Here is a 19,103-nt window from a genome sequence, read left to right as displayed (position 1 = left end):
CATGATCGTCAGAGACTTCAACAAGATCATCCAGGATGAACGCGACCGCGTCGTATCGGATGCGCAGTGGACCAGCGTTCGGATGCTGCTGGCCGATGACGGGATGGGCTTTTCCTTCCACATCACCTTCCTGCAGGAAGGGTCGGAACACACGTTCGAATACAAGAACCATTTCGAAAGCGTTTACTGCATGCAGGGCAAGGGATCGATCACCGATCTGGCCACCGGCGAAACACACAAGATCGAACCGGGCGTCATGTATGCGCTGAACGAACACGACCGCCACATCCTGCGCGCCGAGGAAGAACTGGTAATGGCCTGCGTCTTCAATCCCCCGGTCACCGGCACCGAGGTGCACCGTGAAGACGGGTCCTACGCCCCGGCGGAGGAACTGGCGGAGTAATCCGGAGTTATCCCATGACCCATACAGTTGAAAAAATCGGCGGCACGTCCATGTCCCGACTGGACGCGCTGCGCGACACGCTGTTCATCGGCGACCGCGACGACGATACGCTTTATGGCCGTATCTTCGTGGTGTCGGCCTTTGGCGGCATCACCAACCTGCTTCTGGAACACAAGAAGACGGGCGAAGCCGGGGTCTACGCGCTGTTTGCCAACGCCGATTCCGATCACGGCTGGCACGAAGCGCTGGACCGGGTGTCGGCGGCGATGATCCAGGCGCATGACGCGGTTCTGGATCACGACGCCGATCGCGAACAGGCCGCGCAATTCGTGCAGGAACGGATCGAAGGCGCGCGCAACTGCCTGATCGACCTGCAGCGCCTGTGTTCCTACGGCCACTTCCGGCTGGCCGAACACATGCTGCAGATCCGCGAATTGCTGTCCGGCCTGGGCGAAGCGCATTCGGCGATGACCACCACGCTGATTCTGCAACGCCACGGCGTCAACGCGCGGCTGGTCGACCTGTCGGGCTGGCGCGACGACGGCGACGTGACGCTGGACGAACGGATCAACGCGGCGATGGAGGGCATCGACCCGATGACCGAAATGCCCATCGTCACCGGCTATGCCCAGTGCGCGGAAGGTTTGATGCGCGAATACGACCGCGGCTATTCCGAAGTGACCTTTTCGCGGCTTGCGGCGCTGACCGGCGCGCGCGAAGCGATCATTCACAAGGAATTCCACCTGTCCTCGGCCGACCCGAACCTCGTGGGCCAGGAAAACGTGCGCAAACTGGGCCGGACCAATTACGACGTGGCCGACCAGCTGTCGAACATGGGGATGGAGGCGATCCACCCCAAGGCGGCGAAAACGCTGCGCCAGGCCGAGGTGCCCCTGCGCGTCACCAACGCGTTCGAACCGGGCGATCCGGGCACGCTGATCGACGATCAGCCGGCGGATGCCGCCGCGGTGGAAATCGTCACCGGGCTCGACATCATCGCGCTGGAGCTGTTCGAACAGGACATGGTGGGCGTCAAAGGTTACGACGCCGCGATCCTCGACGTGCTGACACGCCACGATGTGCGCATCGTGTCGAAAGTGTCGAACGCCAACACGATCACCCATTACCTCGACACCTCTCTGAAGGCGATGCGGCGGGTCGAAAAGGATCTGGCTGCGCGTTATCCGCAGGCCTTGATCACCAGCCGCAAGCTTGCGCTGGCCTCGGTCATCGGTCGCGATCTGAGCGGGCTGTCGGTGCTGACCCGCGGCCTGCAGGCGATTGCCGAAAACAGCATGGAGGCGATCGGAGCCAGCCAGGGACCGCGCAATGTCGACACCCAGTTCATCGTCGAGCGCGACGACCTGAAACCGGTCATCAAGGCGCTGCACGATGTCTTCATCGGCGACGGCAAACAGTCCCTGCGCAGGGCCGCCTGACCGTATCGCCGGTCCTGAACAACTACGAGAAATGGCCTGCGCCCCGGTCCGACCGGGCGCAGGCCGTCCTTTCTGCGCCACGGCGCAGTACCCCCATGTTCAAGACACATGGACGCAATCGCACGAAACCGGGATTGATCCGTCTCCGCTTTCTGCTATCTAATGCACAGCCTGAGGCACGGAAACATCTCATGATTCAGTACTCTTTGAAATGTGCGCAAGACCACCGCTTTGACAGCTGGTTCCAATCGGCCGAAGCCTTCGACAAGCTCAAAGGCGCCGGAATGATCACCTGCAGTATTTGCGGATCGAGCGATGTCGAAAAGGCGATCATGGCGCCGCGGGTCCGCCCCAGCCGCAAGGCCCAGCCCACCGCGGCGCAGGATGGCGACCAGCCGGCACAGCCCCCCAAGCTGAGCGAACCGGCCAGCCCCGCCGAACAGGCGCTGGCCGAAATCAAGCGCAAGATCGAAGAAAACTCCGAATATGTCGGCGATAAATTCGTCAGAGAAGCGCGCGCGATGCATGATGGCGATGCGCCGGAACGGGCGATCTATGGCGAAGCGAAGCTGGAAGAGGCCGAGCAGCTGATCGAAGACGGAGTGCCCGTCACCCCGCTTCCGTTCCGGCCCGGTCGCAAGGCCAACTGATCCCAGGGAAGGATCCTTGAATGCATGTCATCATCACCGGCGCCAATCGCGGGATCGGCCATCAACTGTATCGCAACTACCGCGATCAGGGGCACGACGTGACCGGCACGGCACGCTACGGTGACGATTACCTGCCGCTGGATGTGACGATATCGGACCAGTTTGCCGGACTGACCGCCGCGATGGACGGCAAACCGGCCGACTTGCTGATCTGCAATGCCGGGGTTTACCTCGACAAGGGGCAATCGTTGGCCGACGGTTACCCGCCCGAAATGTGGGCCGACAGTTTCGCCACCAATGTCACCGGCGTGTTCCTGACCATCCAGTCGCTGCTGCCAAACCTGCAGATGACCGACGGTGCCAAGATCGCGATCATTTCGTCGCAGATGGCATCGCACACGCGCGCGCCGGGCGGCAGCTACATCTACCGCGCCTCAAAAGCGGCGGTCCTGAACCTCGGGCGCAACCTGGCCACCGACCTGAAGGGGCTGGATATCGCTGTCGGCATCTACCATCCCGGCTGGGTGCAGACCGACATGGGCGGCGGCGCGGCAGATATCACCATGGAAGAAGCCGCCAGCGGCCTGATGGAGCGGTTTGCCGAACTCGGCCCCGAAACCACCGGCTGTTTCCGCACCTGGGACGGACGCGACCACGCCTATTGAGGCCGTGACGCGGCCTTTTCCCGCGCGCATCCATCATTGACCTTGCTATCTATACGTTAAACCATTAGCGCCACACGCAACTTCATTTGCTAGACACAACCTTATTTAATGGAGGCCGCCATGGCGTGGTCAGAAATCCTTACATTTACCTTGGTCGCTTCTCTCCTGGTGATGTCGCCCGGCCCGAACGGCGTTCTGATCGCAAAGACGGTGCCCAGCTCGGGCAAGGCGGCGGGTTTCGCGAATGTCGCGGGCTTCGTCGCGGCCTTCTACCTGCATGGGGCGCTGGCCATTCTGGGCATCTCGATCATTCTCGTGCAATCGGCGCTGGCTTTCACCATCGTCAAATACCTTGGCGCGGCCTATCTGTGCTGGATCGGGATCAAGGCGCTCATCGCCGCCTATCGCGGCCTCGGAGCGGCCCAGGACATCGCGCCCTCGGCCAAGCCGAAACGGACCCTCGCCCCGGCCTTCGTCGAAGGGTTGCTGACCAACGCGCTGAATCCTAAAGTATCGATGTTCTATCTCGCGGCGTTTCCGCAATTCATCACCATCGGCGAAACCTCGGCCCTGTCGTCCTTCACCCTGGTGTTCATCCATTCGATGATCAACGCGGTTTGGTTCGGGGCGATGGTGCTGCTGTTTTCCAAGCTCGCGGCGGCCGCCCGCAACGAAAAATTCACCCGCTGGCTGAAGGGCGTCACCGGCACGGTCTTCATCGGCTTCGGCGTCAAGCTGGCGACCCTGCGGGCCGCCAGCTGAGTCATCCGCAAACGCCAACCTCAGCCGCGAAACGGGCGCCGGGTTGCTATCGCACCCGGCGCCCTTCCCTTTCTAATCCTCTTGCTCTCGCCCCCCCATTTGCATAAACCCGGCCCGATTAAAGGGACCAAGGACGAACCATGCCCGTTCTCGTGATGAAATTCGGCGGCACCTCCGTCGCCACGCTCGACCGGATCAAACGCGCCGCCAAGCGGGTGGGGCTTGAAGTGGCCAAGGGCTATGACGTGATCGTCATCGTGTCGGCGATGTCCGGCAAGACCAATGAACTGGTCGGGTGGGTCAATGAAACCTCGCCGCTCTACGACGCGCGCGAATACGACGCCGTGGTCAGTTCGGGTGAAAACGTCACCGCCGGCCTGATGGCGCTGACGTTGCAGGAAATGGGCGTGCCGGCGCGCAGCTGGCAGGGCTGGCAGGTGCCGGTGAAAACCACCGATGCCCATGCCAACGCCCGGATCGAGGAGATCCCGCCGGAAAACATCACCGCCAAGTTCGGCGAGGGCATGAAAGTGGCCGTCGTCGCCGGGTTCCAGGGCATCAGCCCCGAGGGCCGCATCACCACGCTGGGCCGGGGCGGATCGGACACCACCGCGGTGGCCTTCGCCGCCGCTTTCGAGGCGGAACGCTGCGATATCTACACGGATGTGGACGGCGTCTATACCACCGACCCGCGGATCAGTTCGAAGGCCCGCAAACTGCACAAGATTTCGTTCGAGGAAATGCTCGAACTGGCCTCGCTCGGCGCGAAGGTCCTGCAAACCCGTTCTGTCGAGTTGGCAATGCGTTACAAGGTCAAGCTGCGCGTGCTGAGTTCGTTCGAGGAACCGTCAGATGAGGCAGGCACGCTTGTCTGCGACGAGGAGGAATCCATGGAAAACCGCCCTGTATCCGGCATCGCCTATTCGCGGGACGAAGCCAAGATGACGCTGATCTCGGTCGCAGACCGACCCGGCATCGCCGCCGCCATCTTCGGGCCGCTGTCCGATGCAGGCGTGAACGTGGACATGATCATTCAGAACATTTCCGAGGAAGGTCGCACCGACATGACCTTTTCCTGCCCCACCGATCAGGTGCTGCGGGCGCAGAAGGCACTGAACGAAGCGAAGGCAAACGGCGACATCAACTTCCACGACCTGGTCGCCGACACCGATGTCTGCAAGGTGTCCGCAGTGGGGATCGGCATGCGGTCGCAATCCGGCGTCGCCGCCAAAATGTTCAAGACACTCTCGGATGAGGGGATCAACATCAAGGTCATTGCAACTTCCGAGATAAAAATTTCGGTCCTGATCGATCGGAAATACTTGGAACTTGCCGTTCAGTCGCTGCATGATGCGTTTGAACTGGAGAAAGCGACCTGAACCGGTACGCCCGCCCGAGGGTCGGCGTACGAAGAGACCGGTCGTGCCGAAACGGGTTGATGTTGAATAATGGACGGAACCGAAACGGAAAGCCGTAAACTGCTGCGTCGGCTGCGCGATGCGATGGCCGAGGATCGCGCCGGTCAGGCGCGGCTGGACAACATCACCCACCTGATCGCCGATTCGATGGGCACCGAAGTGTGCTCGGTCTACCTGTTCCGGGATTCCGAAACGCTCGAACTTTGCGCCACTGAGGGCCTGAAGCCCGAGGCGGTACACGAAACCCGGATGAAAATGGGCGAAGGGCTTGTCGGCCGCGTCGCCAAGACCGGCAGCGTGGTCAACGCGGCGGATGCGCCGTCGGCCAAGGGGTTCCGCTACATGCCGGAAACCGGGGAGGAAATTTATTCCTCCTTCCTCGGCGTGCCGATCCAGCGGCTGGGCGAAAAGCTTGGCGTGCTGGTGGTGCAGTCGAAACAGGCCCGTGAATTTTCCGCCGACGAGGTCTATGCGCTGGAAGTCGTCGCCATGGTTCTGGCCGAGATGACCGAACTGGGCGCCTTCGTCGGCGAAGGCGCCGCCCTGTCGGCGCGGCACCAGCAGGCGGTGCTGATCCGCGGCACCACCGGGCAGGAAGGCGCCGCCGAAGGTCATGTCTGGCTGCACGAACCGCGCGTGGTGGTGACCAATCCGATCGCCGAGGATCCGCACAAGGAACTCACCCGGTTGCATGAGGCGGTGGATACATTGCGGATCAGCGTCGACCAGATGCTCGCTGGCGCGTCGGGCGGCGATGCCGAGCAGACGCAGGTGCTGGAAGCCTACCGGATGTTCGCCAATTCCAAGGGCTGGATGCGGCGGATGGAAGAAGATATCAGCCGCGGCCTGTCGGCCGAGGCTGCGGTGGAAAAGGAACAATCCGCCGCCCGGTCCCGGCTGAGCCAGGTCACCGACGCCTATCTGCGCGACCGGCTGCACGATCTCGACGACCTGTCGAACCGGCTGCTGCGCATTCTGACCGGGCAAGGCCGGGATACCGGTGCGGAAATGCCCTCCGACCCGATCCTGATCGCCCGCAATATAGGTCCGGCGGAACTGCTGGATTATGGCCGGTCGCTGAAAGGCATCGTGCTGGAGGAAGGATCTGTCGGCAGCCACGCCGCCATCGTCGCCCGCGCGCTGGCGATCCCGCTGGTGATCCATGCGGGCGGCCTGGTGACCGAGGCCCTGAACGGCGACCATATCATGGTCGACGGCGATCAGGGCATCGTGCATCTGCGCCCCGACGACACCGTCGTCGCCGCCTTCCGCGACAAGATCGCGATGCAGGCCAAGGCGCAGGAACGCTATGCCTCGATCCGCGACAAGCCCGCGACCACCAAATGCGGCAAGACGATATCACTGCACATGAATGCGGGGCTGATGGCCGACCTGCCGTCGCTGGAAGGGTCCGGCGCCGAAGGTGTCGGGCTGTTCCGCACCGAATTGCAGTTCCTCGTGCGCAACCAGATGCCGAAGCGGTCGGAACTGTCGGCGCTTTACGCCAAGGTTCTGGATGCGGCGGGCGGCAAGCGCGTGGTTTTCCGCACGCTCGACATCGGGTCGGACAAGGTCCTGCCCTACATGAAGCCCAATGACGAACCCAACCCGGCGCTTGGCTGGCGTGCCATCCGCGTGGGTCTGGACAAGCCCGGCGTCATGCGGATGCAGCTGCAGGCGCTGCTGCGCGCCGCGAATGGCCGTCCGTTGACGATCATGTTTCCCTTCGTCGCGCAATACGAGGAATACACCGCCGCCAAGGCCGAGATGCAGAAGGCGATCGAACGTGAACGCATCCTTGGCCATCCTCTACCGGAAAAGCTGGAAATCGGGGCGATGCTGGAAACACCGTCGCTGGCCTTTGCGCCGGACAAGTTCTACGAAGAGGTCGATTTCCTCTCGATCGGCGGCAATGACCTGAAGCAGTTCTTCTTTGCCGCCGACCGCGAAAACGAACGGGTCCGGCGGCGTTACGACACCCTGAACGTCAGCTTTCTGACCTTCCTCGGAAACATCGTGAAACGCTGCGATGCCTCCGGCACGGCGCTGAGCTTCTGCGGCGAGGATGCCGGCCGCCCGGTCGAGGCTGTCTGTCTGGCCGCCATGGGGATGCGGACCCTGTCAATGCGCCCGGCCTCGATCGGCCCGGTCAAGAACATCCTGCGCAGCATCGACCTGGACGGATTGCGCCGGGTGATCGAGGATGCCGGCCTGCGCGGCGACCAATCGGTACGACCTGCCGTTCTGGACTACCTGCGCAAACAGAGCTGAGCGTTCAGCGCAATCGCACCGGCACCGACAACGGCCCACGGAAGGCCCAGCCACCAAAGGGGGCTTCGCCCGCCAATGCGATGCCTGGGAACCTGCCGAACAGCATCGGCAGCGCGACCTCGGCGATCAGGCAGCGCGACGCCCAGGCCCCGGCGCAGAAATGCGGCCCGGCTCCGAAGGAGATCGCGGCGGCGATATCTTGCGTCGGATCGAAGATATCCGGGCGGGCAAACACGGTTTCGTCCCGGTTGCCGGAACCGAACATGAAAAACAGCCGGTCCCCGGGGTCGAGCCGGATTCCGTTCAGGTCATGGGCCTTGGCAATGCGCCGCGGCGACATGCCGATCGGGCTGATCCAGCGGGCGTATTCCTCGAATACCTGCAGCCAGGTGATGTCGCCCGCCCGCACCGCCTGCAGCCATTCGGGATGGCTCAGCAGCGCCCAGGCTGCCCCGGCGATGGCATCGCGCGGTTCGTTCTGCCCGCCCGAGATTGCCAGCTTCACATTGGCGCGCATCTGCGCTTCATCGATCCCCGCCTGCATCTGCACCGCGATCAGAGACAGGTCCGGATCGGCCTGCAACGCGTCCATCCTTGCGCTGATATGGCGGTCGATCGAGGCGGTGCAGTCGTTGCAATTGGCGGTCACTGCCGGATCGCCCGCATAATTGGCGCAACCGTCGATCATGCCCTGGCTGACCCGATCCATTTCACGCCAGTCCATGTTGGTCAGCCCGGTGATGGATTTCAGCGCCTCGGCGCTGACCTCCATCGCGAATTCCTTGACCAGATCGGCCCGATCCCGCCCCGCCAGCCGGTCCAGCGCCCGCGCGGTCGCGTCTTCGAACTGCGCTTTCCAGACAGTCTTCACCGTCTTTGGCGACACGGTGGGGAAGATCACGCGGCGTTCGTGCATGTGAGCATCGCCATCCTTGCGCATCATGTTCTGCCCCATCAGCACGGTCATCAATCCCTCCGGCTGGTCCGACGAAAACACCTCGACGACTTTTTCGTTGGCAAAGATATCGTCGCGCCGGGTGATCAGCGTGGCGCCCAGTTGCGGCACATAGCAGATCGGCGCCTCGGCCCGCATCCGCGCCAGATCGGGATAGGGGTCGGTCCAGAACCTCTTGGGATCGATATCGTAAACCGGCGCGTCGGACATGTGCTTTCCTCCCACCCCGAGACTGCTGCAGGACAGTCCCGACGGCAAGCCGTTCCGAACGACGGGATCAGGACTTGGCAACCTCCCCGGCCACCCGTTCGCGCAATTCCCCGATCAGGAAGTCCTGCGGCAGGTCCGCCTCGATCGCCAGCCGGCGCAGGCGGAAATGCACATGCGCCATGTCCTGATAGTAACTGGTGTAGGCGTAATTCGTCGCCGCCCCCGCCATCGCGCCCAGTACCGGCACCGTCTGCGCCGCAAGCTTCTGGCCCAGCACATGCGCCAGCCGCGGCGCGACCTTCACGATCAATGATTGCAGGCTGGACCCGCGCAACGCCATGCGGGCGGTTAGAAAGGCCATATCAGCCCCGTCGTCATGGTCCAGCGGCCCGGCCGATCCGAAGACCCGAATGCAATCAAACTGCACGTTTTCCGCCGCCGGGTCGAAACCCTGTTCCGCCGCAACAGTCTGAATTCCGCGTAAAAGAATGGTGGTGGTCACCGGCAATTCCGCCAGCGCCGACGGCAAGCCACCAAATCCGCCGGCCGCCCCCATCGCCGTCGTCACGGTGGTGGTCAGCCATCCCGGCTGATCGCCGATCACGCCGCGCGACCGATGCGCCGCCTTCATCGACAGGGTCAGCGCCTTTTCGGTCGCCCCGTCCAGATTGGCACGGATCGGCCCCGGCAACCGGTTAAGCAGCTGTTCGGCCTGCCCGCCGATCATGTTCAGCACCTGGATACCGACGCCGCCGGCCTTACGGTAGCGGTTGGCCAGCGCGTCCAGTTCCGTTTCCAGATCAAACACTTCGGTCGACGCGTCTTCGATCAGCATGGGTTTGGGGCCTCCTGTCCTGTCTAAAAGATGGACATGTTCGGCCCGGCTTCAAGCGTCGAAGCGGGTGACCTCGCCCGTGACGCCGTCCCAGGCGCCGTCGCGCAGGGCGCATCCCAGCACCCTGTCCGGATTGGTCGGCGGCGGCATGATCACGCCCTCGAGCTTCTCGAACCCGAAGCGGCGGTAATAAGGCGCATCGCCCACCAGCATCACCCTGTCCCAGCCCTCGGCCCGGCCCCGTTCCAGGCTGGACTGGATCAGCAAGCCGCCCAAGCCTTCGCCCTGCCGCGTCGGGTGCACCGCCACCGGCCCCAGCAGAAGCGCGGGCGTGCCGCCGATCAGCACCGGCCAGAACCGGATCGCGCCGGCCAGAATCCCGTCGCCGTCGCGCGCCACCAGCGATAGCGCCTTGACCGGTTCGACCCCGTCGCGCAGCCGGTACGAGGACAGGGCGGTCCGCCCGGGCGCGAAACACAGGTCGTAAAGCGCCTCGACTTCCCACCAATCCTCGGCTGTTTCTGGTTTCAGCGTGTACACGGGACCTCGATTTTTCCAATCGGTATTTGACTTTCGGGTGGAAACGCCCCTAGCACGGCGCTAGGTCTGACACAAACCACAAAGGGCAGTCGCGGACAGGAGGCGAAGGGCAGATGTTCTATGAACCCAAAGACGGGCACGGATTGCCGCACAATCCGTTCAACGCCATCGTCACCCCGCGCCCGATCGGATGGATTTCCACCCGCAGCAGCGACGGGCATGACAACCTCGCCCCCTATTCCTTCTTCAACGCGGTGGCCTACACCCCGCCGCAGGTGATGTTCTGTTCCACCGGCAAGAAACCGGATCAGGCCGACACAAAGGACAGCGTCGCCAATATCCGCGACACCGGCGTTTTCGCGGTCAATGTCGTGTCCTACGCCTTGCGCGACGCGATGAATGCCAGTTCCGCCACCCTGCCCGCCATACAGGATGAATTCGCCCATGCCGGGCTGGACAAAGCGGAATGCCGGACCATCCCCTGCGCCTATGTCGCGGCCGCCCCGGCGGTGCTGGAATGCAAGTTGTTGCAGATTGTCGAACTTGCCGGCGACGCCAACCGCATGGTGATCGGCGAAGTGACTGGCGTGCATATGAGCGACGAATGCCTGAAGGACGGGGTATTCGACGTGACCACCTACCAGCCGCTGACACGGCTGGGCTATCGCGATTATTCGGTGATCCGCGACCTGTTTTCTCTGACACGGCCCGACGATTGAGAACGCCCCCTTGCCACCGGGGAGCACCTGCGTAATCTGACGTCGAAGCAACAGGGGATACAGGCAAATGGACACGTATATCGGCGTCATCGGCGGCTCGGGCATCTACGACATCGACGGGCTGGAACGGGCGGAATGGACCACCGTGACCGGCCCCTGGGGGGCACCGTCGGACCAGATCCTGACCGGCGTCTACGAGGGTGTGAAAATGGCCTTCCTGCCGCGCCACGGCCGCGGCCACGTCCATTCGCCCTCCACCGTGCCCTACCGCGCCAATATCGACGCGCTGAAACGGCTGGGCGTGACCGACGTGATTTCGGTGTCCGCCTGCGGATCGTTCCGCGAGGAAATGGCGCCGGGCGATTTCGTCATCGTCGATCAGTTCATCGACCGCACCTTCGCCCGCGAAAAGAGCTTCTTCGGCACCGGCTGCGTCGCCCATGTCAGCGTCGCCCACCCGACCTGCCCGCGCTTGTCGGAGGCCTGCTATTCGGCGGCGAAAGACGCCGGGATCACCGTGCACAAGGGCGGGACTTACCTGGCGATGGAAGGGCCACAGTTTTCGTCGCTGGCCGAATCCAATCTCTACCGCGAAAGCTGGGGCTGCGACGTGATCGGCATGACCAACATGCCCGAGGCGAAACTCGCCCGCGAAGCCGAGCTTTGCTATGCCTCCGTCGCGATGATCACCGATTACGACAGCTGGCACCCGCATCACGGCGAGGTGGACATTTCCGACATCATCGCCACGCTGACCGGCAATGCCGACAAGGGCCGCAACCTGGTGAAGCGCCTGCCCGCGCTGCTGGGCGCCGAACGCGACGCCTGCCCGCATGGCTGCGACCGGGCGCTGGAATATGCCATCCTGACCGCACCGGACGCGCGCGACCCGGAAATGGTGGCGAAGCTCGACGCGGTGGCGGGGCGGGTTCTCTGAGCACGCGCCCTCGGGGTGAACAAGCGCGAGGCCCCGTTTCGGGGCCGTTCGCGCCTGCGACCGGACGGTGATACTTGCTGCAGGCAGGGCGCGCAGGTGTGGCGCTGGTTCCGATCCGGCCGCATGCCCATGGGTTGCCCAACAGATTCTGCCGGCTTTTTTCCCGGTTTCCGTGAGATAACGCATCGGCACTACCGCTTCGGACGGCGTTGATCGCTTCGCCCCCTTGAAACCCCGGCCCGGCCTTGTCAAACCGGCTGCGGCAAGAGTTTCAAGGAAAGGCCGTCCCATGGCGCAGACCCACAAAACCGTCAAGGATTACATCCGCACCATCGTCGACTTCCCGCATGAAGGGATCATGTTCCGCGACGTGACCACGCTGTTCGCCGATCCGCGCGGGTTCCGCATGGCGGTCGACCAGATGCTGCACCCCTATGCCGGGCGGCGCATCGACAAGGTGGTGGGGCTGGAAGCGCGCGGTTTCATCCTGGGCGGCGCGGTGGCGCATCAGCTGGGCACCGGTTTCGTGCCGATCCGCAAGAAGGGCAAGCTGCCGCACACCACGATCAGCCAAGAATACCAGCTGGAATACGGCGAGGCGATCGTGGAAATCCACGATGACGCGATCGAGGCGGGCGAAACCATCCTGCTGGTCGACGACTTGTTGGCCACCGGCGGCACCGCCGAGGCGGGGATCAAGCTGGTCGAACGGCTGGGCGGGCAGATCGTCGGCTGCGCCTTCGTGGTCGACCTGCCGGAACTGGGCGGGCGCAAGCGGCTGGAGGGCATGGGCATGGATGTGCATGCGCTTTGCGCCTTCGAAGGGCTGTGACGCGGGCGTGAGGCCGGGATTGGGAGCCAGCCCCCAAACCCCCGGGATATTTGTGAAAAGAAGAAGGATCAGGCGCGCAGGACGGCGCCGGGATTCATGATGCTATTGGGATCGAAGGCGGTCTTGATGGTGCGCATCATCTGCAGCTTGACCGGGTCGCCGTAGCGCTCCAGGTCGCCCACCTTCAGCCGCCCGACCCCGTGTTCGGCGCTGAACGATCCGCCGAATTCGTGCACCAGATCATGCACCGCGCGCTGCACCGCGTCGCGCGCGCCCGGATAATCGGATTTCTGCCGCCCCTTGGCGGGGAAGACGTTGTAATGCAGGTTGCCGTCACCCAGATGGCCGAAGCAGTTGAGGCGGAAATCGCCCATGGCGCGCAGGATGGCATCGCCCTTTTCGATGAATTCGGGGATCGCGCTGAGCGGCAGCGAGATGTCGTGCGAGCTGATCGAACCGATCATGCGGTTGGCTTCGGGGATCTGTTCGCGGACGTCCCAGAACTCGTGGCGCTGCTGTTCGGACTGCGCGATCAGCCCGTCCGACACCAGCCCCGCCTCCAGCCCGGCGGCAAACAGTGCCTCCAGCGCCTCGGCCGGGTCCAGCCCGCGGGCGAGGCCCACATCGATCAACACCATCCAGTGCGGATTTTCGGGGAAGGGACGGCGCAGTTGCGGCAGTTTTTCGGCCAGGAAATCGAGCCCGGTGCCGTGCATCAGCTCAAACGCCGACACGCCCTCGCCCATGTGATCGCGCGCCAGCGACAGCAGCGACAGCGCGGCGGCGGGGTTTTCGACCACCATCAGCGCGGTGCCTTCGCCCGCCGGGCGCGGCGCCAGTTTAAGCGCGGCGGCGGTGATGACGCCCAAGGTGCCCTCGGCCCCGATCATGAGGTCGCGCAGGTCGTAGCCGGTATTGTCCTTCCTCAGCCGCGTCAGCCCGTTCAGGATGCGCCCGTCGGGCAGCACCGCCTCGATCCCCAGCGTCAACTCGCGCGTGTTGCCGTAGCGCAGCACGTTGACCCCGCCCGCATTGGTGGACAGGCAACCGCCGATCCGCGCCGATCCTTTTGCAGCGATGGTCATCGGGAACAAACGGTCGACCGCTTCGGCGGCGGCGTGGATGTCCTGCAGGATCGCGCCCGCCTCGGCCACCAGCACGTTTTCTTCCGGATAGACCGCGCGGATCGCCGTCATCCGTTCCAGCGACAGCAGAAGCGGCGCGGGGCCTTCGGTCATGATCTGCCCGCCGACCAGCCCGGTACCGCCGCCATAGGGGATTACACCGACACGGGCGGCATTCGCCGCGCGCAGCACGGTAGCCACTTGATCGGCGCTTTCAGGTGCGATGACGGCCCCGGCCTGCCCCTGCCAATGGCCGCGCGGTTCTTCGAGATAGCGCGGCTCAATGGGGCGAAAACATCGTTCAGGCAGATCCGCGCGCAGCGTGTCTAGAAAGGCGGGGGTTACAGGGGTCAGGGTCATGGCGACAGGATTAGCAGGATCGCGCGCGCCGTCCAGCCCTCAGCGCAGATAACGCGGTTGCAGCACCATCACCGTGGGCTGACGCGGCAGGGTTCTGAGCGACAGTTCCAGCGCGCTGTCCCCGGTCTGCACCACCTCGAATTCGCCGCCGATGCCGCGCAGGAAAACCGACAGGGTGCCGTCTCCGAACCAGTGCATCGGGATCACCACCGAGGATTTCAGCCGCTGCAGCACCCGGATCATCGAGGCCAGGTCCAGCGTCAGCCCGCCATCGACCGGCGCCATCACCACGTCGAGCCGGCCCAATGCGGCGTATTGCGCGGCATCCGGTTCGTGATGCAGATGCCCCAGATGTCCGATGCACAGCCCCGCCACTTCGAAGACGAAGATCGAATTGCCTTTCGGTTCGACACCGCCGAAGGAACGGATATCGGTCGACACGTTGCGGATCACCATATCGGCCAGCTCGACATGGTGATCGATCCCCTTGCCGTGATCATGGCCCCAGCCCTGCAACACATGCGGGATCGCCGGGTCCGGCGCGGCGGTCCAGTGGGTATCGTGGGCGTGGTTCATGGTTACCACGTCGGGGATGTAATCGACGTTGCCGATGAAGCCGGTGTAGTCGGTCACCGCGCCGATGCCGCCGGGCGATTGGATCAGGAAGGAAGCGTGGGCGATATAGCTGATCCTAACGGTGTGATTGGGCAAGGGATCGCGGAACGACGCCTTGTGCAGGTATTCGATCCCCGGCGCCGCATCGGCGATGGCGATGCAGTGGCTGGGCTTGCGGGTCTGGGTTTGCGTCTGGGCCTGCACGGTTCCGGCCAGTAGCAGAGCAATCAGGGTAGTGAGAATTCGGATCATGACACGGTTCCTCCCTTCCGTTCGGGAATGGTAGACCGGACAGGGGATTTGTCACGCCTCAAGCCCCTGCCACCCGATACATCGGGTTTGGGCCGGGGCCGCGATCAGATCGGTTCGGTCCGCCCGCGCCGGTCCAACCGGATACAGGCGTAAAGCACATGGGTGCGCCAGCGCCCGTCGATTTCCAGATAGCTTTGCGCCACGCCTTCGTATTTGAAACCGCATTTTTCCAGCAGGTCCCGCGATGGCCTGTTTTCCGGCAGGCAGGCGGCTTCGATCCGGCTCAGGTCCATGCGGTGGAAGCAATGATGGACCAGCGCTTCGATCGCTTCGCGCATGAACCCCTGGCGGGCGAATTGTTCGCCGATCCAATATCCCAGCGTACCCGCCTGCGCCGGACCGCGGCGGATATGGTCAAGCGTGATCGCACCCACCAGCGAGGTATCGTCGCGGCGGAACATGAACAGCGGCAGCGCGGTATCGTTCTTGACCGCCCGGTTGGACCAGTAGACCCGGTTGGCGAAGGCCTTGCGGCCCAGATGGTCGGGCGCCCAGGACGGTTCCCAGGGTTTCAGGAAGGTGCGGCTGGTGCGGCGCAGGTCGGACCAGGCCCGGAAATCGGAATGCACGGGGGGCCGCAACGTCAGGCGTTCGGTCTCGATCCGGACCTGTCGTTTCAGCTTCAGCATCAGGCGGTGCGCCTTTCCTGCAACTCCGCAAGGCTCGGGGCGCGGTCCACCGGACCGTAAAGCGCCAGCGCCGCCGGAGCCGTCACCGCCATCAGTTCGGCAAAATCCCGGACGTCGTTCAGGCCCACGGCGTCGATTTTCGCCACCACCTCGGCCAGGTCGGGCACCCGGCCCCAGATCTGCACCATCCGCGCCATCCGTTCGGCCCGGTTGCTTGGACTTTCCAGCCCCATCAGCAAACCGGCCTTCATCTGCGCGCGGGCGCGGTCGATTTCCTCGCTCGTCATGTCCTCTGCGGCGCGCTTCATCTCGTCCAGCGTGACGGTTGACAGCTGCTCCAGCTGATCGGCGGACGTGCCAGCATAGACGGTCATCATGCCGGTGTCGACATAGGCCCCCGCCTGCGCGAAAATGGTATAGCACAGGCCCCGCTTTTCACGGATTTCCTGGAACAGCCGGCTCGACATGCCGCCGCCCATGACATTGGCGTAGATCTGGGCGGTATGAATCCGGTCACTGCCATAATCCGGCCCTTCGAAACCCATGGCGAAATGCGCCTGTTCCAGGTCCTTCACCTTGCGGTATTCGCCGCCATGGAACCGCGCCGCATCGACATTTGCCGAAATCAGCGGCGACAGGTGGCCGAACAGCTTTTCGGCCTCGCGCACCAACGCATCGTGATCCACCGCGCCGGCCGCCGACAGGATCATCTGTCCCGGCCCGTATTGCTCGGCCACGAAACGCGCCAGATCCTCGCGGGTGAAACTGCCGACCTTTTCGGCCGGGCCAAGGATGGTGCGGCCCAGCGGTTGGTCGGGATAGGCCTGTTCCTGCAGCCAGTCGAAGATCACATCGTCCGGCGTATCCAGCGCCTGACCGATTTCCTGCAGGATCACGCTGCGTTCGACCTCGATTTCGCGCTCGTCGAAAATCGGATTCAGCACGATATCGGCCAACACGTCCAGCGCCAGCGGCACATCGGCCTGCAACACCCGGGCGTAATAGGCCGTCACCTCGCGCGAGGTATATGCGTTGAGATACCCGCCGACATCCTCGATTTCCTCGGCGATCTGCAGCGGGGTCCGGGTCTTGGTCCCCTTGAACGCCATGTGTTCGAGGAAATGCGCGATGCCGTTCTGTTCCAGGCGCTCGTGCCGGCCGCCGGCCAGCACCCAGATCCCGATCGAGGCCGATTGCAGCCCGGGCATGTGTTCAGTGACGATCCGGAAACCGTTCGACAGGGTATGAAGCTGGACACTCACTTGGCGATACGGTCCCTGATCAGCGTTTCGATCGCGGCCAGGTCGTTTTCGATCCGGGTGACGCGTTCCGGACGGTCATAGAGATCGGCCATGCGCGCGGGCAAATCCGGATGCCGGCCGCTGGCCTCCTCCACCGCCGCGGGGAACTTGGCCGGGTGCGCGGTGGCCAGGGTGATCATCGGAACATCCGAGTTCCGCGTTTCATTGGCGACCTTGACGCCGACCGCCGAATGCGGGCACAGCAATTCTCCGGTCGCGGCGTACATGTCGCGGATGGTGGCGCTGGTTTCTTCTTCGGAACAATGGCCGCTGTCGAACACCTCGCGCAGCGCCTGTAGGGCGCCCTGACTGACATTGAAGCCGCCCGCGTTCAATTCGTCCATCAGCTGCGATACCGCCGCGCCGTCCTGATCGTAGGCATAGTAGAGCGCGCGTTCGAAATTCGAACTGACCTGAATATCCATCGACGGGCTAATCGAGGGGATCACGCCGTCGGGCTTGTATTCGCCGGTGCTCAGGCAGCGGTGCAGGATATCGTTCTGGTTGGTCGCCACCACCAGCCGGTCGATCGGCAGGCCCATCTTCTTGGCGATAAAACCTGCGAAGATGTCGCCGAAATTGCCGGTCGGCACGGTGAAGCTGACCTTGCGGTGCGGCGCGCCAAGGCTGACCGCGGAGGTGAAATAGTACACCACCTGCGCCAGCACCCGGGCGAAGTTGATCGAATTGACCCCTGCCAGGCGCACCCCGTCGCGGAAATCGAAATCGTTGAACATGTCCTTCACACGGGCCTGGCAATCGTCGAAATGCCCGTCCATCGCCAAGGCGTGCACGTTGCTTTCGCCCGGCGTGGTCATCTGGCGCCGCTGCACCTCGCTGACCCGGCCGTGCGGGAACAGGATGAACACGTCGACCGCGTCCAGTCCCTTGAACGCTTCGATCGCCGCCGATCCGGTGTCGCCGCTGGTGGCGCCGGCGATGGTGACCCGGTTGCCGGACCGTTTCAGCGACGCCTGGAACAGCTGGCCGATCAGCTGCATCGCGAAATCCTTGAAGGCCAGCGTCGGGCCATGGAACAGTTCCAGCAGGAAATGGTTGCTGTCCAGCTGCACCAGCGGCGCGCGGGCGGCATGGCCGAAACCGGCATAGGCCTTGGCGATGATGTCGCGGAATTCATCATCGCTGAAAGTGTCGCCGATGAAGGGGCGCATCACGCGGAACGCCACCTCTTCGTAGCTCTGCCCCGAAAGCGCCGCGATCTCGCCGGCGCTCATCGTCGGGATGGTTTCGGGCAGGTACAGCCCGCCGTCGCGGGCCAGCCCGGTCAGCATCGCTTCTTCGAAATTCAGAACGGGCGCCTTGCCCCGGGTCGAGATATATTTCACAGGTCGGATCCCTTTTGCGGGTTACGTGTGCTGTTGTACATGCGCCAAAGGAACAGGCCAAGCATCGCCAGCCAAACGGCAGCGAGCCCATACCAGGTAACGGCATATTCGAAGTGATCGTTAGGGATTCCCTCGGTCCCCACCGGCAGCGGCGCCACCGGGGCGTCGTCGAAGGAGACCGCGCGGGCGATCACCAGAACCGGTTCGGCGTCCAGTTCCTCGGCCAAGACATCCACCTCGCGTGCGAACCAGATATTCTCGGCGCGGTCATTTTCCGGGGTAAAGCTGTCGCGTTCCTCGGGCCAGTGCAGGTTGCCGGTCACGGTGACATCGGCGAACGGCGGTTCGGGCGGCGTCGCCTGCAACCGGATGAAGCCCCGGTCGATCAGTATCCTGCGCCCGTCTTCGGTCTGCATCGGGTTTATCAGGCGGTACCCCGCGCCGACGGTTTTCTGGCTGACCAGAACGCGGATCGTGGGTCCGGTGATCGTACCGCTCACGGAAACCGGCAGGAACCGGTCCGCTTCGCGGTCGGGGTCGGTCGGCAAACCGATGGCATCAGCATGGATGCGCGCCTCGATCTCGGTCAGAACGCCCTGTTTCCAGTGCAAACGCTGCACCTGCCAGGTCCCCAATGCGATCAGCACGGCGGCCCCCAGCAAGCCAAAGAACAGCGGTAGGATCAATCGGCGCATACGGTCTTTCTGGTCTCAACGACGTCTGGGGTGCACAGCTGTTGCGCACCGATGCTTTCTTGCCTGTAACAAAGGGATTTTCAAC

The 19,103-nt window shown here is 63.7% G+C and carries 19 protein-coding genes; 10 read left to right on the top strand and 9 right to left on the bottom strand.

Features of this window, described 5'->3' with window-relative positions; all coding sequences use genetic code 11:
• Position 1: 1 nt before the first annotated feature.
• From IT775_RS18305 to ptsP, 7 genes are all read left to right on the top strand, one after another.
• Complete coding sequence (locus tag IT775_RS18305; RefSeq protein WP_212702687.1) at positions 2 to 403, top strand: ectoine synthase; 402 nt, start codon at positions 2 to 4, stop codon at positions 401 to 403.
• Positions 404 to 417: 14 nt separating this feature from the next.
• Positions 418 to 1,842 (top strand): aspartate kinase, encoded by a 1,425-nt coding sequence (locus tag IT775_RS18300; RefSeq protein WP_212702686.1) that lies wholly within the window; start codon positions 418 to 420, stop codon positions 1,840 to 1,842.
• A gap of 191 nt (positions 1,843 to 2,033) precedes the next feature.
• Positions 2,034 to 2,492 carry a DUF1178 family protein gene (locus IT775_RS18295; protein WP_212702685.1) on the top strand — a complete coding sequence of 153 codons (459 nt, stop codon included), beginning with the start codon at positions 2,034 to 2,036 and terminating at the stop codon, positions 2,490 to 2,492.
• 20 nt (positions 2,493 to 2,512) lie between these two features.
• Positions 2,513 to 3,157 carry an SDR family NAD(P)-dependent oxidoreductase gene (locus IT775_RS18290; RefSeq protein WP_212702684.1) on the top strand — a complete coding sequence of 215 codons (645 nt, stop codon included), beginning with the start codon at positions 2,513 to 2,515 and terminating at the stop codon, positions 3,155 to 3,157.
• Positions 3,158 to 3,277: 120 nt separating this feature from the next.
• Positions 3,278 to 3,919: a LysE family translocator gene (locus IT775_RS18285; protein ID WP_246525722.1), complete on the top strand. Its 642-nt coding sequence runs from the start codon at positions 3,278 to 3,280 to the stop codon at positions 3,917 to 3,919.
• Between the two features lie 140 nt (positions 3,920 to 4,059).
• Complete coding sequence (locus IT775_RS18280) at positions 4,060 to 5,298, top strand: aspartate kinase (RefSeq protein WP_212702682.1); 1,239 nt, start codon at positions 4,060 to 4,062, stop codon at positions 5,296 to 5,298.
• Positions 5,299 to 5,367: 69 nt separating this feature from the next.
• Positions 5,368 to 7,608, top strand: coding sequence for a phosphoenolpyruvate--protein phosphotransferase (ptsP, locus tag IT775_RS18275; protein WP_218958648.1), 2,241 nt, complete (start codon positions 5,368 to 5,370; stop codon positions 7,606 to 7,608).
• A 4-nt stretch (positions 7,609 to 7,612) separates the two neighbouring features.
• Here the strand turns inward: ptsP and IT775_RS18270 are convergent, their stop codons facing one another.
• The 3 genes from IT775_RS18270 to IT775_RS18260 all read right to left on the bottom strand — a co-directional run bounded on the left by IT775_RS18270 (position 7,613) and on the right by IT775_RS18260 (position 10,148).
• Entirely contained in the window at positions 7,613 to 8,773 is a 1,161-nt protein-coding gene (locus IT775_RS18270; RefSeq protein WP_212702681.1) for a cytochrome P450, read from the bottom strand.
• Between the two features lie 67 nt (positions 8,774 to 8,840).
• On the bottom strand, positions 8,841 to 9,608 hold the full coding sequence (locus tag IT775_RS18265; RefSeq protein WP_212702680.1) for an EcsC family protein: 768 nt from the start codon (positions 9,606 to 9,608) through the stop codon (positions 8,841 to 8,843).
• A gap of 51 nt (positions 9,609 to 9,659) precedes the next feature.
• Complete coding sequence (locus IT775_RS18260) at positions 9,660 to 10,148, bottom strand: GNAT family N-acetyltransferase (RefSeq protein WP_212702679.1); 489 nt, start codon at positions 10,146 to 10,148, stop codon at positions 9,660 to 9,662.
• Positions 10,149 to 10,261: 113 nt separating this feature from the next.
• Here IT775_RS18260 and IT775_RS18255 point away from each other — a divergent pair, with 113 nt between their 5' ends.
• The 3 genes from IT775_RS18255 (at position 10,262) to IT775_RS18245 (ending at position 12,636) form a co-directional block, all read left to right on the top strand.
• Positions 10,262 to 10,867 carry a flavin reductase family protein gene (locus IT775_RS18255; RefSeq protein WP_212702678.1) on the top strand — a complete coding sequence of 202 codons (606 nt, stop codon included), beginning with the start codon at positions 10,262 to 10,264 and terminating at the stop codon, positions 10,865 to 10,867.
• Positions 10,868 to 10,934: 67 nt separating this feature from the next.
• On the top strand, positions 10,935 to 11,804 hold the full coding sequence (locus IT775_RS18250; protein WP_212702677.1) for an S-methyl-5'-thioadenosine phosphorylase: 870 nt from the start codon (positions 10,935 to 10,937) through the stop codon (positions 11,802 to 11,804).
• A gap of 289 nt (positions 11,805 to 12,093) precedes the next feature.
• Positions 12,094 to 12,636: an adenine phosphoribosyltransferase gene (locus IT775_RS18245; RefSeq protein ID WP_212702676.1), complete on the top strand. Its 543-nt coding sequence runs from the start codon at positions 12,094 to 12,096 to the stop codon at positions 12,634 to 12,636.
• Between the two features lie 68 nt (positions 12,637 to 12,704).
• Here the strand turns inward: IT775_RS18245 and IT775_RS18240 are convergent, their stop codons facing one another.
• The 6 genes from IT775_RS18240 to IT775_RS18215 all read right to left on the bottom strand — a co-directional run bounded on the left by IT775_RS18240 (position 12,705) and on the right by IT775_RS18215 (position 19,018).
• Positions 12,705 to 14,120 (bottom strand): FAD-binding oxidoreductase, encoded by a 1,416-nt coding sequence (locus IT775_RS18240; protein WP_212702675.1) that lies wholly within the window; start codon positions 14,118 to 14,120, stop codon positions 12,705 to 12,707.
• A 39-nt stretch (positions 14,121 to 14,159) separates the two neighbouring features.
• Positions 14,160 to 14,987: an MBL fold metallo-hydrolase gene (locus IT775_RS18235; protein WP_212702674.1), complete on the bottom strand. Its 828-nt coding sequence runs from the start codon at positions 14,985 to 14,987 to the stop codon at positions 14,160 to 14,162.
• Between the two features lie 104 nt (positions 14,988 to 15,091).
• The gene (locus IT775_RS18230; protein ID WP_212702673.1) at positions 15,092 to 15,676 is read right to left on the bottom strand and encodes a GNAT family N-acetyltransferase; all 585 of its coding nucleotides are present in this window, start codon (positions 15,674 to 15,676) and stop codon (positions 15,092 to 15,094) included.
• Positions 15,676 to 16,938 (bottom strand): M16 family metallopeptidase, encoded by a 1,263-nt coding sequence (locus IT775_RS18225; RefSeq protein ID WP_212702672.1) that lies wholly within the window; start codon positions 16,936 to 16,938, stop codon positions 15,676 to 15,678. Before IT775_RS18225 ends, IT775_RS18230 begins: the two co-directional genes overlap by 1 nt.
• A complete protein-coding gene (thrC, locus tag IT775_RS18220) occupies positions 16,935 to 18,323 on the bottom strand; it encodes a threonine synthase (RefSeq protein WP_212702671.1) in 1,389 nt (462 codons plus the stop codon). The genes IT775_RS18225 and thrC overlap by 4 nt, the downstream gene beginning before the upstream one ends.
• Positions 18,320 to 19,018, bottom strand: a complete 699-nt coding sequence (locus IT775_RS18215) for an SURF1 family protein (RefSeq protein ID WP_212702670.1) — start codon at positions 19,016 to 19,018, stop codon at positions 18,320 to 18,322. Before IT775_RS18215 ends, thrC begins: the two co-directional genes overlap by 4 nt.
• Positions 19,019 to 19,103 lie beyond the last annotated feature (85 nt).

It is taken from the genome of Thalassovita aquimarina, assembly GCF_018219815.1.
Classification (GTDB): domain Bacteria; phylum Pseudomonadota; class Alphaproteobacteria; order Rhodobacterales; family Rhodobacteraceae; genus Thalassobius; species Thalassobius aquimarinus.
Note: the sequence above shows the minus strand (reverse complement) of the source record. Positions and strands in the feature narration are given on the sequence as shown.

Bases quoted from the DNA above. Each gene is read 5' to 3' on its own strand.
- IT775_RS18305 (WP_212702687.1), top strand. From the start codon at position 2: ATGATCGTCAGAGACTTCAACAAGATCATCCAGGATGAACGCGACCGC.
- IT775_RS18300 (WP_212702686.1), top strand. From the start codon at position 418: ATGACCCATACAGTTGAAAAAATCGGCGGCACGTCCATGTCCCGACTG.
- IT775_RS18295 (WP_212702685.1), top strand. From the start codon at position 2,034: ATGATTCAGTACTCTTTGAAATGTGCGCAAGACCACCGCTTTGACAGC.
- IT775_RS18290 (WP_212702684.1), top strand. From the start codon at position 2,513: ATGCATGTCATCATCACCGGCGCCAATCGCGGGATCGGCCATCAACTG.
- IT775_RS18285 (WP_246525722.1), top strand. From the start codon at position 3,278: ATGGCGTGGTCAGAAATCCTTACATTTACCTTGGTCGCTTCTCTCCTG.
- IT775_RS18280 (WP_212702682.1), top strand. From the start codon at position 4,060: ATGCCCGTTCTCGTGATGAAATTCGGCGGCACCTCCGTCGCCACGCTC.
- ptsP (WP_218958648.1), top strand. From the start codon at position 5,368: ATGGACGGAACCGAAACGGAAAGCCGTAAACTGCTGCGTCGGCTGCGC.
- IT775_RS18270 (WP_212702681.1), bottom strand. From the start codon at position 8,773: ATGTCCGACGCGCCGGTTTACGATATCGATCCCAAGAGGTTCTGGACC.
- IT775_RS18265 (WP_212702680.1), bottom strand. From the start codon at position 9,608: ATGCTGATCGAAGACGCGTCGACCGAAGTGTTTGATCTGGAAACGGAA.
- IT775_RS18255 (WP_212702678.1), top strand. From the start codon at position 10,262: ATGTTCTATGAACCCAAAGACGGGCACGGATTGCCGCACAATCCGTTC.
- IT775_RS18250 (WP_212702677.1), top strand. From the start codon at position 10,935: ATGGACACGTATATCGGCGTCATCGGCGGCTCGGGCATCTACGACATC.
- IT775_RS18245 (WP_212702676.1), top strand. From the start codon at position 12,094: ATGGCGCAGACCCACAAAACCGTCAAGGATTACATCCGCACCATCGTC.
- IT775_RS18240 (WP_212702675.1), bottom strand. From the start codon at position 14,120: ATGACCCTGACCCCTGTAACCCCCGCCTTTCTAGACACGCTGCGCGCG.
- IT775_RS18235 (WP_212702674.1), bottom strand. From the start codon at position 14,987: ATGATCCGAATTCTCACTACCCTGATTGCTCTGCTACTGGCCGGAACC.
- IT775_RS18230 (WP_212702673.1), bottom strand. From the start codon at position 15,676: ATGCTGAAGCTGAAACGACAGGTCCGGATCGAGACCGAACGCCTGACG.
- IT775_RS18215 (WP_212702670.1), bottom strand. From the start codon at position 19,018: ATGCGCCGATTGATCCTACCGCTGTTCTTTGGCTTGCTGGGGGCCGCC.